We start from the raw sequence: 14,242 nt of genomic DNA, 5'->3' as shown, positions 1-14,242 counted from the left end.
CTTAGAGATTTTTGGGATAAATTCTTCTCTGGCGTTGCTGAACAATGGAATTAACGCGCTCCTGGCCCCGATTCCAAAGGACTTCCAGCCTTTCAAACTCAACAGTTCAGATTCAGATTCAGATTCGGATTCAGCAATGTCTCTTTTCTTTGAGCAGTTTCTGCATAACCAGCTTATAGAAATACCCACTAGATGACTAAGAGAGCATCCGCATGGGTCGAACTGCCGGAATTTCTTGCAGTAGACCCTTTCTGTTTTAACCAGACACAGGTGCTCGATCGTCTATAGGAGTGGCAACATGTTAGAAACAATTCCAATCTCGACCTCAGAGACAGCATCTATCTCTAAACCTGTAGAAACGTCACAGCAGGTGCAAATTGAGGTTTTGGCAAGTGGTCTAGATAGTCCCCGTAAACTAAGCTTTGGTTTGGATGGGGCACTTTACGTCGCCGAAGCAGGACAAGGGGGAACAGGCGCGAGTATTCCGTCTCCAAGTCAACCCGGCGCGTTTTTGTCATATGGAGCAACGGGTGCGATTACTCGAATTCAAGATGGGGTCGCAGAACGAGTTGTCACTGGGCTGCCATCGCTGGCATTACCGGATGGAGCAGATGCAGCGGGTGTTAATAACATTGAGTTTGATGCCGATGGAAACGCCTATGCGATCGTGGGTCTTGCCAGCAATCCAGCCAACCGCGACAGCATTCTACAAGTTCCTGATTTTAGCCAGTTAATCTCGATCGACAGTTTTGACGGAGGTTCTTCCTGGACAAGACTCCGGAATTTTGGCGCTTATGAACAAAATAACAACCCTGACCAGCAAGATGTCAACACCAATCTTTATGACTTGCTGATTAAGGGCAATACCGCTTATGTCTTAGATTCGGGTGCGAATGATTTACTCAGTCAAGCGTAATAGGTAACGTTAATGTAACTACCACGTGCTGGTCTGTTGTATAAGTGAGGGTGGGTCAGGGGAACTATTTCAACCGTAAATTGTCTCTAAATGGTCTGTGGGAACCTTGAAGTGGCTGGTGGTTAGTTCTTGGTCGTGGCTCCACAACTGACCACTGATTACGTCTAGGAGGGAGCTAACGAACCAACTAAAAATGATCGTTTGTGCGCTATTGGGGCTAGCTATATTCCTGGTTCTAGAGCCAGTTGCCTATTAGGGTAAAAGGTGCCCACTGAGCGGGGTGAATCTGCTTATTTTGGCTAATCAATGTCTTCTGCGCTGCTTGGAGGGCTTCTGCTTTACTCATTTGAGAGCGTAAGTTATCGTAAAATCTGCTGACGAGTTCCTGAGTAAACGCATCATCTACGTACCAAAGGGAAGCCAACGCACTTCTGACCCCCGCTTGTACCGTGATTCCAGCAATTCCTAATGTCGCTCGATCGTCTCCTATACCCGTTTGACAAGCAGTAAGCGCAAGCAACTCCACAGGCTCCAAACCTTTACTAAAGCGGCGGATGTCGCTCTCTAGCTGAGTGATTGTAAGTTTCTGATTGTTGCCTGTTACTAAAAAGCTATCTTCTGGAATCGTGCCAAACTGACCATGAGTCGCAATGTGAATCACCGGATAAATTGCTTGTTTTAGTTCTTGCTCTAATCGCTGACGAGTAAACTGCTCATTCAACAGCTTCTTGCTTCCTGGCGATCGTGCGATCACTTGACTGAGTTCACCAGCAACATTCTCCAGCGGCGTAAATCTTTCACCTTCGACGATCGCTGCTTGGGTTAGCCCTAATGCTAGTGTCCGCAGCCCTCGAAAGTCTACAGGTTGAGGAGAAGTCAAACGCAGACCTGGCGTAGTTGCGATCGCATACTTTTGCACTAAAAATTCTTGACCATCATGAAGTGCAGCCATTGGGACACTGCGTAAAAGTCCGTCTTGAATGAACACAACGGTTTTGATTTGTGCAGCAGCTAGATCAGAAGCAACAGGACGAATAATTGAGTTATATAAGCTCTGTGCAGGCGCTAAATAAGCATCCGTGAGATCATAAAATTTCTGAACGTCTAGTCGGAATGTTTTAATCTCTTCTCTCAGCTTTTTACTATCACTGATCCAGATTAGTTTCTTTAATCTTCTTGTCGCCAGCTTCTTTTCGGGATTGGGAAGACTGACGACGATCGCGGTTCGGTCTTCGAGAATGATCGAACTAAAAACAGCCGTGTCTTCTCGTTCTAAGTCATCGACGCGCTCTTGATCAAAAACGGTCAAAACACACTCATCGCCAAAGTAGTTTTGCAACTCAGCCAGCTTCAAAGAATCGATCGCAGTGAGGGCTGAATCTAGTTCCTTTTGATACGCTTGACTAGCAACTGGGAAGGACTCCGCACGTTCTAGCTTTAACTGGGCAAACTCACGGTAGAGCGGATTGATTGTATCTCGAAAAGTAAACTGCAAGTCTCGTTCAGCAATCAACAAATTATCTCGGATGCCTCCCTCACCTTCTAAGGTTGCGATCGCACGTTCATACGCATGACTTGCCTCAGCCGCTTTCGCCTGTGCCTTAAAAATTCGTCCCGCCTGCCATTCCCATAGATAAAGACTATCTTTAGCACGCAGTTTTTGGTCGGCGGCTAACCGCGCTTGCTGAGTAAACGATAAGGCTTGATTGTAGTCTTTGCGACACTCGTAGAGATGTCCCAGATTTCCTACAGCAAAGGATTCAGCGCGAGAATCTTGAATAGTTTGAGCAACTGCAACCGCTTGTGTGAGAAGCTTCTCAGCCTGTGGATTGTTTAGCGTTTGTGGCGAACAGTGTGAGGTTGAATGCTCAGAAAGAACCAGGGCTAGATCGATCGCGGCATAGACTCTACTAGAAGAATTGGGAAGTTGCTTAAGCAGAGCCAAAGCCTCTTGCAATCTCTGTTTTGCCTGATTAGAGTTTGAGTCTTTTGAGCGGTCATAAAGCTGAATCAAGTTGAGCAGTGTCCGCATTTGACTCGACGGGTCATTCTGAGTGCGAGTCAGTTCCAGACTAGTATTGAAATAGCCTAGGGCTTTGTCGTAGTTAGAACTGGCAGTTTTAGCGAATTCACTTGCTTTAGTTTCTGCCCCTCTCAACTGCGTAGAATCAGCCCGCTGCTGGTTTAGTTGAGCTTTACTCACATAAGCGTTACCGAGACTATTCAGGACGGAGGGACGATACATTGGAGGACTGCCCTGTTGGACAACCTTTAAGCTAGTTTCCAACGCTGCGATCGCTTGATCATAGTTTCCTGTGAGGCGATAGACTTCTCCCAAACTTCCCAAAGCAGCGACTTCTCCCTGGTGATCGCTAAATTTCTCAGCAATTTGCAAGGCACTTCCTTCACGTTTAGGACAATCATCCGTCTGGGATGCCCCACATAACAGCGCGATCGCGACTTTGTTTTGTCCCAAACGACTATAAGTTTGTGCTTGTTCGGTGAGCAATCGTCCTACTTTAATAAAATCTCCTTGCTGACGGTAGTTCGCGATCGCGGCTTTCCAATAATTAATGGCTTCTCCCAGTTGACCGATTTGCTGATAAGCGATCGCCAGTTTTTCTTGGACAATCGCCTCATTAGCGCGAGCCTTGGTATTTTGATAGGCTGTTAAGGCAGTTTGCCAAGCCGTGATTGATCCTTGTACATCCCCAATTCGATAGCGTTCAATTCCTTGTTGTACAAGTTGACTAGCAGTGGCAGACTGCGCGTTTGCCGTAAGAGGAGTATTATTCAGCCACAAGCAAACAATAAGACTACACAGAAACAGAATAGTTAGAAAGCAACGGACGCGGAATTGGCGGCTAATCATAGTAAGCTAGGGTTAAATTCCAAAAAGGATTTTAGACGAAGCGTTGGGCGCTATGCTCGATCTAAACGTGCATCTTCCAGGACTTGATAATTTTTAACAGTGTTGGAGAAGTGAACCTATGATTGCCAAAAGCAGGTTCAGTAGAGGCTGGCAGTGGAAGATTGAGGGATGTGCTGCTTTAGTTGGGACACTTTTAATCGGAGTTGGTAAAGGCGTTTTGGCTCAAATCGTGCCTGATAACACGCTGGGTCGTGAGAGTTCTGTAGTTACACCCAATGTTACTATACAAAGGATTCCCAGCGATCGTATTGAGGGTGGGGCAATTCGAGGCGCGAATCTGTTTCATAGTTTTGAGCAATTCAATATTCGTGAAGGACAAGGCGCTTATTTTACCAATCCGGGTGGTATTGACAATATTCTTTCTCGTGTGACAGGAGCAAATCGATCGGAGATTTTAGGGCGATTAGGCGTTTTAGGGACTGCCAATTTATTTCTGATTAATCCAAAAGGCATTGTCTTCGGAGCTTCCGCCAGCCTGAATGTTCAGGGTTCATTTTTGGCAACGACGGCGGATGCAATTCAGTTAGGCGATACGGGACTCTTTAGTGCATCACAACCGACTACAAGTAATCTACTCAGCGTTAATCCCTCCGCTTTTTGGTTTAATGCGATTGCGGCTCAACCAATTGTGAATCGATCGCAAGCACAAAGCACGATTGGTCAACTGAATTCAGCAAATCTTGCTCCAGGACTACAGGTGCAACCGGGTCGAACTCTAGCCTTAGTGGGTGGGGATGTGTTCCTACAAGGAAGACTGACCGCAGCCGGAGGACGCATTGAACTCGGCAGTGTGGGTGGTGTGGGTCAAATAAGTTTGACTCAAAGTGGAAATCGCTTTGTCTTGGGGTATGACTCCATCACTGATTTCGGCAAGATCGTGCTCTCCAACGGGGCGTTTGTTGATGCCAGTGGGGCAAGGGGTGACATTCAGATTCGCGGTGCCCAGTTGGAGATGGAACAAAGCTCAAATATTTGGGCGGATACTCTAGGAGCAGGAAACGGCGGAGAGATCCGGGTACATGTAGCAGAAGTGAATTTGAGTGGAAGTTCGATCATGAGCGCTGACGTGGTTTCTACAGCAACGGGAACGGGAGGAAACGTAACCATTAACACAGGGCGATTGCGCGTACGGGATGGGGCACGAGTATCAGCTAGCACTATCGGCTCAGGCAAGGGCGGTAACTTGCAAATTACGGCTTCTGACGCGGTTGAGGTAATTGGAGCAGCCAATGGTCAAGGTGGCCGTGGCTTGACTACTGAGAGTTTCGGGAGTGGGAATGCAGGAAACTTGACGATCGACACAAAGCAACTGCTGGTGCGCGATCAGGGGGCGATATCAACGACTGCTTTCAGTTTAGGCAAAGGTGGTAACTTACAAATTACTGCGTTTGATTCGATCGATCTGATTGGTACCTCAGCCGATGGTCGCATTCCCAGTGCTTTGTTAGTTCAGACTCAAGGGAGTGGGGATGCAGGAAATTTAACGATTAACACAAGACAACTGCGGATACGAGATGGGGCGCGGATATCAGCCAGTACTTTCAATGTAGGAAAGGGCGGCAACTCGCAAATTGATGCATCTGACTCGGTTGAGGTAATTGGAACCTCTGTTACTGGTCTCATCCCCAGTGGTTTGTTTATTCAGAGTGCCAGCGGTGGGGATGCAGGAAACTTGACGATTAACACGACGCAGTTGCGGATACGAGATGGGGCAAAGGTATCAGGTACTGTCCGGGACGGGAAAGGCGGCAAATTGCAGATTAATGCGTCTGACTCGGTTGAGGTGAGCGGTGTCTCACCCAATGGTCGGGATCTGAGTGGCTTGACTACTGAGAGTGCTGGAAGTGGGGATGCAGGAAGCTTGACGATAAACACAGGACGGTTAATTGTAAGCGGAGGAGTATCAGCCCTTACTGCCGATAGAGGCAAGGGTGGCAATTTACAGATTAATGCATCTAATTCGGTTGAAGTGAGTGGATCAGCGAATGGTCAAGGTGTCAGCGGCTTGTTGACTCAGACTCAGGGGAGTGGGGATGCAGGGAACTTGACGATCGACACAGGGCGGTTACAAGTGAACGATGGGGCAGTGGTGTTAGCAGGCACTTTCGGCACAGGCAAAGGCGGTAACTTGCAAATTAATGCGTCTGAGTCGGTCGAGGTGAATAAAGGGCTAGTATCCACGAGTACTTCCAGTTCAGGCAAGGGCGGTAACTTGCAGATCAAGGCATCTGGCTTAATTGAGGTGATTGGTACCTCAGTCAATGATCAAAGGGGTTTGTTTGCTGAGAGTGCAGGAAGCGGGAGTGCAGGGGATATAAAAATTGATGCGGGAGGGCTGTTAGTGCGCGATCGGGCAGCCTTATTCAGCCGAAGCAGCGGAACCGGAGCAGCAGGCAATGTTTCCATCACGGCTCGTGATACCCTACGGACTGAGCGTAGCACGATTAGAACAGATTCTAATCAAACTCAAGGCGGTGCTATCACCATTTCGGCTGGAAAGATTCGCCTATTTGACGACAGTGACATCCGAAGTAATGTTGCCTCTGGTGCAGACAACGGCGGTGCCATTACGCTGACCGCTAACTCTATTCTTGCTTTCAAGGACAGCGATATTCTCGCATCTGCTCGTGACGGCACAGGCGGAAATATTACTTTCAACACCCCAGCTTTTTTTGGCGAAAACTACCGTCCGGCTACGCTTGAGACAAATCCTGATACCCTCAACAACAATAGCCGAGTTGATATCAATGCGACTGGTGCAGTGAGTGGAATCATTACGCTCCCGGATGTCAGCTTTATTCAAAACAGCCTCACCGAATTACCCGATAACCAAATCAACACCGACAGCATTCTAGCCAATAGCTGCATTGTTCGCCGCGACCAACCCACGCAAGGACGCTTCACGATTACCGGAACGGGAGGCTTTCCGCAGCGTCCTGGGGAGGCTCAATCCTCCAGCTTTCCAACTGTCAGCGTGGAAACGCTACCGAGCGATCGTCAGCCCTCACCTTCCAGTCGTGCTTGGCGCAAAGGCGACCCGATTGTAGAACCTCAAGGCATCTACCGACTGCCAAACGGGAAACTTGTACTGAGCCGAAACTGTTTTTAGATTTAATAGCGTGAACATGTCTCCAATTCTAAAGTGGGTTGCCGCTTCAAGTTCTAGCATTGCGACCTCAGTTTGTCTTGTCCTCAGTGCAATGGCTCAATCCACCCCGCCCTCTGGGGTTACGATTCCTCCAACCGCACCCAACACAGTTGATCAAACCATTCCCAAGCCCTCTGAACTACCCCGTTCTTCACCGTTGGAGACACCCGCATCCCCTGCCAAACTCCAACTGCCAACCCCTCCAGTTCAAATACCGCCTCAACAAACACCGCAATCGAGCGATCGCTTCTTTATCAAAAAAATAGAGGTGCAAGGTAATACCGTCTTGCAAACTGAAATTGCAGCTTTAACTCAGCCCTACCAAAACCGAGAAATTACCTTTGAAGACTTACTGGAACTGCGATCGACAATCGTTCAACTCTATGCCAAAAATGGCTATGTCAATTCTGGAGCTTTTTTGCCCAACAATCAAGACCTCAGTGCAGGCATTGTTCAAATACAAGTCGTCGAGGGCGAGCTTGAGCAGATTGAAATCGGTGGACTGAGGCGATTGCGAGAAGGATATGTACGATCGCGCCTCGAACGTGCAACAAAAACTCCCTTAAGCCAGCGACGACTAGAAGAAGCCTTACAGCTTTTGCAACTCGATCCACTGATTGAACAAGTGAACGCCGAGTTAGTTGCAGGCAGCACTCCCGGTCGCAATATTTTACGAGTCAGTCTCAAAGAAGCTCCCGCCTTTCATCATGCGATCGTGATCGAAAACAATCAGTCTCCGAGTCTCGGCTCTACCCAAGGTCGTCTAGAAGTCAGCCACAATAACCTGTTGGGTTTGGGAGATCGTCTCAGTGCCCAATACGGTCGGACTGAAGGACTCAATCTCTATGACATCAACTACACAATTCCCATAAATGCTCGTGACGGCACTTTCAGCCTCCGCTATAACAATGGAACCAGCCGCATTATTGAAGAAGAGTTTCGCGATATCGGTATTAGAAGCAAAACCCAAACCTACTCGCTCAGTTTGCGACAGCCTGTTTCTAGAACCCCAACCAGTGAGTTTGCGTTGAGCTTGGGACTCGATCTGCGACGCAGCCAGACATACATTCTCGATGACATTCCCTTTTCTTTTACAGAAGGAGCCGAAAATGGAGAATCTAAAGTCACTGTAATTCGGTTTACTCAAGATTGGGTTGATCGGCGTAGTAGGCGAGTTTTAGCGGCGCGATCGCAATTCAGTTTGGGAATCAGTGCCTTTGATGCAACAACCAATGATTCGGGAACAGATGGACGATTCTTCTCGTGGTTGGGGCAATTTCAGTGGGTGCAGCAGTTGTCCACTCGAAATCTGCTAGTTGCGCGAATCGATGCCCAACTGACTCCAGACCCTTTGCTCTCTCTAGAACGGTTTAGTCTGGGCGGAGTCGATACCATTCGCGGCTATAGACAAAACCAGTTGGTTGCAGACAATGGTCTGTTGGGTTCTGTTGAGGTTCGCATTCCACTCACGTCTGATCCTAGCGTGTTGCAGTTAGTGCCTTTTGTTGAGATGGGTACAGTTTGGAATAATCGAGAAGTTGACCCTGATCCTGCAACGATCGCCAGTTTAGGGCTAGGTTTGCGCTGGTTGATGACTCCCAATCTATTGTTGCGTCTGGACTACGGCATTCCTTTCATTTCAGTAGGCGAGTCTGCCGGAGTTTGCGCTTGTGCTAACCGCAGAAACTCGCTGCAAGAGAATGGTTTTTACTTTTCAATCCGTTATCAGCCGTTTTGAGAGATAGACTTTTAGACATTGCTCAATAGAGGGATGATTCGCTCATCCCCAACCCTTCTCCCCAAGGAGAAAGGCGCTAGAACTCTTGTCTCATTTCCTTTTAGGAAGGGTTAGGGTGAGGGCAGATTTAGGAATTCATACCCGAATTCAGCAATGCCAACTTTTAGAGAATGTTGTGAGGGCGTTGCTGATTGGAGGGATGAATCTGTGGGAAGTGTCCATCTTTTCGCCCCCTAAATCCCCCAAAAATGGGGGACTTTGAACCTTGGATTTCCCGCCGCTCTGGGGCAATTCATCCCCTGATTCAGCAACGCCTCCAACGGAAGAGGTTCAGCATTCACCAGAAAAGCGTAGGGCGTGTCACAAAACAAGGTCGCTGCGGCTTGTTCTATCTCAGCCAGCGTGATTAAATCCTCAAGGCGGCCATCCCGAATTCTACAGTTAGGGAAAAGAGCGGTAATCATGGCTTCATCTCTGCACTTTGATAAAAGGTCACACTTTTAGAAACCATTTACCACGGCCACAATCTCACGCTATAATGAGAAAACGCACGGGGCTGTAACGGTTTCGACAGGTTGGCGAACGCTACCACGTGATGCAGGTCGAGAGGGAGTCCACTCTCGTAAATACAGGCTCAAAACACAGTACATGCGAACAACATTGTACCCTTTGCTCGTAAAGCAGCAGCAGTTGCCTAACAAAAACCTCTCATAGGTTCGAGCGTCTACGGTTTGACACCGTTAAGGATCGTAGACAAACCCCAACGGTTGCTCTAGACGATCGCCTCTGGTCGGTTTTCTAGCTAAGACAATACTAGAGAATCCCACTGTTCGGGATAATGAACAGTTCCCGCTTGAGGATCAGAAAAGCTAAACCTGTGAACGATCGGGGTACTAATACCCAATTTGGACACGGGTTCGACTCCCGTCAGCTCCACTACAACTCGTCGCTTTAGATTCAAATCTTTTTGCGACTCAGCCGAAGGTTAGACAACTTATTTAAGACTCATCTCCGAAATGAGTTGTCTAACCTCTAATCCCAATAAATCTTTTCTAAGCTCTCGCGATCAAGGCAGCATTAAAGCCTGCGCTAATCGACAAAGCGCATAGTAGATTACTTCACGCCAAGATGCTTGGGTGGCGGCAACTTCTCTACAACACTGCCTACCGCTGGTCACACATTAAAGACTTTACAGTAGACTTCCTGCCTGAATACCTGGCGATTAATGTTAGCTTCGCAAGTGCCTTCGGCAACGCTGCTATCAGAACAAAGTCCACCTTCGTGCACTAAGAGCGCATTTCTAAATTAATGATTAAGCTTGCTCCTTGCGTTCACTTGCCCGACGAAATCAGCGTGGCTTCAGGGTCTCTAACATCGCTGCGTTCGGGATAGACGAGATTTTCTGCTCTTGATTCAGTTCGCGGTCACGCTCCGTCTATTTAAGCTTTTATTTAGAAATGCGCTCTGAAGCATTCGCTGCGTTTGCTCCTCCACTATCTAAAGTATTGGTCAATATCCATACTCACTTGATTCATCCCCCTGTTCAGCAACGCCTCAATGGGTTAGCCCAACCTTTGAAAAGTTACTCGGCTGGACATAGGACGAAATGACCTCTCGCCCCTGGGCTGAGTTTGTCCATCCAGACGACATCAATCCATCTATCTTAGAAACCGACAGCCGTTTCCTGGTAGCGAAATCTTCAGCTTTGAGAACCGCTATCAACACAAAGACGGCTCTTACCGCTGGCTGCTCTAGAAAGCACAACCGCTTCCACAGCTTGCTGTTTGCGATTCCGCAGCACCCCGGCACGTAGCACTAGGAGACCTGGCAGTAAGGCAGGAGTGGGAACAGCGGTCAGAGACCAAACTTTGAGGTGGATGAACTCTGAAGTACGCTTCCAATGTGTCTTGATGCTGCTTCAACTCGCTTTGGGGTTGATAAAAGGTCAACACTTTCAGTCCGGCAATCCCCCCGACTTGGTACTCCTTGAGGTAGCTCCTTAGGGTATTCTGACTCACCTGTACCAGTTGAGCAATTTTCTAATGCGGTAAGCCTTGACTCTTCAAATACAACGCTTCCATTTTGCGCTGGACTCTCGGATGGGGAGGATGAAATCGTTCATAATGCAACGCCGCGATCTCGGCTTCGCTAAAGGACATCTCGATCAAGGGAACCTCCCGCCACTGTCTCACGTTGTTTCTAGTCAACAAGCTTATCCCGAAAAGTGAGGTCTGTGCCCCTACATAGTATAGCCTGCAACTACGGTTGTCAGATTGTGTTTGAGTCTAAGACTCACCAATTTGCGATAGTCCACCAATGCACCTTTGGTAAATTCGTCAAACCCCAGAAGGTCTCCGTAGAATTTCTAGGCACACCTGTCATGTTCCTTCAACCCTGCCTAATTGTACGTACTCTTGCAGAGAATCTCTCAGTGGGATTAGCATCTTTACCAGAGATTAATATAACAGTGACAGTTTCGAGAGCGTCACTTTTTGAATGCTCGTGTAAGATCTGAAAAACCTAGCAAGTTTACTCTGGCTTTCAATTCAGCGCCAAAAGACACAATGCCGTTGTCGCTCAGATAGTTGTTCTGCCAGGGTCAGCAAATTCGTCATTGGTAACGAAGATTTGCAATAAAACGGATGCTTGGGCTGTCTGAATGTGTAATCAAGAAAAATCGAATAGCGATCGCCCCAGTCTGTGGCTTGCCTCGATCTAACAAATAACCGTTGTTGCAATAATTACCGTACCTGCCCTTCGTGTACAAGATTGCTTTATTTACGCTTTGCAGTCCGCTTGCCGTTGCTGTAGAGACAACAAAGTTTTGGCGCAACTTCGACGATCGAGCAGCCATACTTTCGCGCAAAGCGACCAAGGCTCTCAGCGTGGCGCAAAATCACCGCTATCGGATTGATCCCATGCCAAACAAGCCAAATGCTCCAGTTGATTAACTTTAAGGTGTTGTAGAAAGCAGGTCGAGTCAGCCACTCATGTACTGCAACTCTTGCCTCATCCAAAACACCTGCGTACTCAGCCTCGATCGGGGCATCACAAAACATAGAAGCATAAAATCCATGAATTCCGCTTACCCTTTGATTGCTGATCACAATGCGGTCTAAACAACTAACTTCAAAATGGTAGAGATTGTGGTAGCTCAGTGCTTCGCCACGTAGCATCAAGGGACGGTCTACGAGTTTGACTTCCTCGGAACTAACACAACCCAATCGCTTGCAGAGGGTGTTGGCTACTTCAGGTCGCCAGTAGGGTCTAAATTTGCAAGGGGGAGCGGACTGTTGTAAACAACCCACTGTGCCAATATCAGCCTGTATCAACTCAATGAGCATTTCTACTTCCATCTAAAACTCCTGATCTTAAAGCCAAGGAAATCTGGTACAGAAATTCCGTAGATGCAATAGAGACGATGCACCGATGTGCGACTTCTTTAAGCCTCCTTTGGGGGTTGGGGGAATCGACTTGTAGATAGCCTCCCGTTGAAGTTCCTGGCGGGAGCATCCCAATTGTGTAGCCCAGTCTTTCTGCCCTCACCCTCTCCCTCTCCCCAAGGAGCTACCGTGTAAGTCGTTGTCGCTTCGTTTCAGGCGGCTTCAGCCCCCTAAATCCCCCATTCTGGGGGACTTTGACCAAGGAAAGATTTCCAAAGTTCAAAGCCATGACGACGGCTCAAAGTCCCCCATTTTTGGGGGATTTAGGGGGCGAAGGGTCTCAGCAATGACAGATCGATCAACTTGTGTGTACACGGCAGCCCCAGAGGGAACAAGAGATCTGACTCCCTTCTCCCTGGGGAGACGGGCTGGCAAAGCTCTCGCCCCACTTCGTGAGGAGGGCAATCCGAGAGTTTGCACAATTGGGATGCTCCCGTTCCTAGCTCCCTCGAAAAGGAAAGCATGAGTCTAAAGCACATCGCGCTAGGGTCGTTCTGAGAGCCATATCCTCTCAAGAATTTTTGAGAAGCTTAAAAACTGGAAAAAGTAACCCTGCACCCTTTCTCCTAGCCATTACCTTGAAGTTGATCAGGAAAGAAACCCTAGTAGATTCCTGCCAACTCTTTGTATTATGCGAAACTTCCTAAAATAAAGCAATCGTATAAAAAGCAATCACTAATAATCAGCACTTCATGGAACTAGAATTAGACATTTTGCTGAGACTGACGTGAAGCCCTTACATCCCCTAATCACTCCATCGTCACTTGAGAAGCCGATCGCTGCGGGATCTGTTGTAGAAGTTGAGTAATTTGTTGATTTGTGACGGTTAGATAAAAGCGCTGTCGAGCGACTTGTTGGGCGTGAACTGCGATCGTCTGACTGTGATCTGGGTGATCTCGACAGTTTTGAATCGCTGCTGCCAACTGCAAGGAATCTCCTGGTGGAGTCAACCAGCCTGTTTGGTTGTGGGTGATTAGCTCGATCGCGCCTCCTGCTGCTGCCGCTATAACAGGTCGCCTACACAACATTGCCTCTACAATCACTCGTCCAAATGGTTCTGGTGCTGTTGAGGTATGGGTAATTAGATCACAAGCCGTCATCAGAGCAGAGATATTCGTCTGAAATCCCAAAAATTGTACCCGCTGTTGTAGTCCCAACTGTTTTACTTGTTGGTGCAATTGTTGAACGTATGCCTCTTCGCCAAACAGTGCATCCCCCACAAAGATCGCCATCACCTCCTCTGGACAGTGGGTGAGCGCCGTTAGCAGAATGTGCTGTCCTTTCCAAGGAGCGAGCCGACTAAAATGGCCTACAACAAACTTGCCTGCGTGCTTTAAGTTCTCCAATGCTGCGGGACGCTCAACACTGATCTGCTCAGAAGAGTTCACGGAGGGCGCTACATCGGATTCTAGTGCAAACCCGTTGTACACGACGGTGGTTAACTCTGCTCGTCCCCCTGCTGCTATAAATGCCTGCTGTGTTGCTTGGGAGTTGGCAATGATTCGTGAAGCAAATTGATTGGCAAGTGTCACCGCGAGACGAAGATTCGATCGGCTAAAGTGTTCCTGTGACAGAATATCGTGCAGGTGATACACCAGAGGACGACAGCCGAAGTAACTAGCGATCGCTCCCACGACTAGCGCTTTCTGAGTATTAGCATAGATTACATCATAGTTCTGGCTCAAGTGAATGACTTGCTGGATCAAAGGCACAAGCCGCCAAAGACTCCCCAGACTGTTAAAAAAACTGCTGTCTTTGCGAACATTGAGTGATTGGTTAGACAATACCTGTACGGGGATACTAGCCTGCTCCAGTCTTTGTCTAAAAACACCATCTGTAAATAGTCCCACCAGACAAGCATCCCCATAGTATTTAGCAATGTCGAGAAGACACAACTCTGCACCTCCCAAATTGCCCGTTTGGTCTAGAAACAGAATCTTCATGACTGTTTAATTCAACATGGATTCGATGAGAGTTTTTCGCTTCGTTGTTCAGGGCTTCTGCCTCCCAACCTCCCAACTCTGGGGACTTTAAGACAAGAATTTTAGTATCAAAGTTTCTCATT

Annotated in this window: 8 protein-coding genes and 1 other RNA gene; 4 read left to right on the top strand and 5 right to left on the bottom strand. The window is 48.0% G+C overall.

Annotated elements, in window-relative coordinates:
* Positions 1-298: 298 nt before the first annotated feature.
* The gene (locus ACKFKH_RS11030) at positions 299-916 is read left to right on the top strand and encodes a ScyD/ScyE family protein (protein ID WP_446858335.1); all 618 of its coding nucleotides are present in this window, start codon (positions 299-301) and stop codon (positions 914-916) included.
* Positions 917-1,151: 235 nt separating this feature from the next.
* Here ACKFKH_RS11030 and ACKFKH_RS11025 read toward each other — a convergent pair whose 3' ends face one another.
* On the bottom strand, positions 1,152-3,788 hold the full coding sequence (locus ACKFKH_RS11025) for a CHAT domain-containing protein (RefSeq protein ID WP_446858334.1): 2,637 nt from the start codon (positions 3,786-3,788) through the stop codon (positions 1,152-1,154).
* 118 nt (positions 3,789-3,906) lie between these two features.
* Here ACKFKH_RS11025 and ACKFKH_RS11020 point away from each other — a divergent pair, with 118 nt between their 5' ends.
* Complete coding sequence (locus ACKFKH_RS11020; RefSeq protein WP_446858333.1) at positions 3,907-6,957, top strand: two-partner secretion domain-containing protein; 3,051 nt, start codon at positions 3,907-3,909, stop codon at positions 6,955-6,957.
* Positions 6,958-6,973: 16 nt separating this feature from the next.
* Entirely contained in the window at positions 6,974-8,734 is a 1,761-nt protein-coding gene (locus ACKFKH_RS11015) for a ShlB/FhaC/HecB family hemolysin secretion/activation protein (protein WP_446858332.1), read from the top strand.
* A 233-nt stretch (positions 8,735-8,967) separates the two neighbouring features.
* On the opposite strand, the gene ACKFKH_RS11010 is transcribed toward ACKFKH_RS11015, so the two are convergent.
* On the bottom strand, positions 8,968-9,198 hold the full coding sequence (locus tag ACKFKH_RS11010) for a hypothetical protein (protein WP_446858331.1): 231 nt from the start codon (positions 9,196-9,198) through the stop codon (positions 8,968-8,970).
* An 88-nt stretch (positions 9,199-9,286) separates the two neighbouring features.
* On the opposite strand from ACKFKH_RS11010, the gene ssrA reads away from it, so the two are divergent.
* Positions 9,287-9,673: a transfer-messenger RNA gene (gene ssrA / locus ACKFKH_RS11005) on the top strand.
* Between the two features lie 760 nt (positions 9,674-10,433).
* Here the strand turns inward: ssrA and ACKFKH_RS11000 are convergent.
* From ACKFKH_RS11000 to ACKFKH_RS10990, 3 genes are all read right to left on the bottom strand, one after another.
* Complete coding sequence (locus tag ACKFKH_RS11000; protein ID WP_446858330.1) at positions 10,434-10,550, bottom strand: hypothetical protein; 117 nt, start codon at positions 10,548-10,550, stop codon at positions 10,434-10,436.
* Between the two features lie 958 nt (positions 10,551-11,508).
* A complete protein-coding gene (locus tag ACKFKH_RS10995; protein WP_446858329.1) occupies positions 11,509-12,090 on the bottom strand; it encodes a hypothetical protein in 582 nt (193 codons plus the stop codon).
* Between the two features lie 836 nt (positions 12,091-12,926).
* Positions 12,927-14,120 carry a glycosyltransferase gene (locus ACKFKH_RS10990; RefSeq protein ID WP_446858328.1) on the bottom strand — a complete coding sequence of 398 codons (1,194 nt, stop codon included), beginning with the start codon at positions 14,118-14,120 and terminating at the stop codon, positions 12,927-12,929.
* Positions 14,121-14,242 lie beyond the last annotated feature (122 nt).

Source organism: Phormidesmis sp. 146-20 (assembly GCF_052939475.1).
The sequence above is the reverse complement of the archived record's forward strand: the minus strand, read 5'-3'. Positions and strand labels throughout refer to the sequence as shown.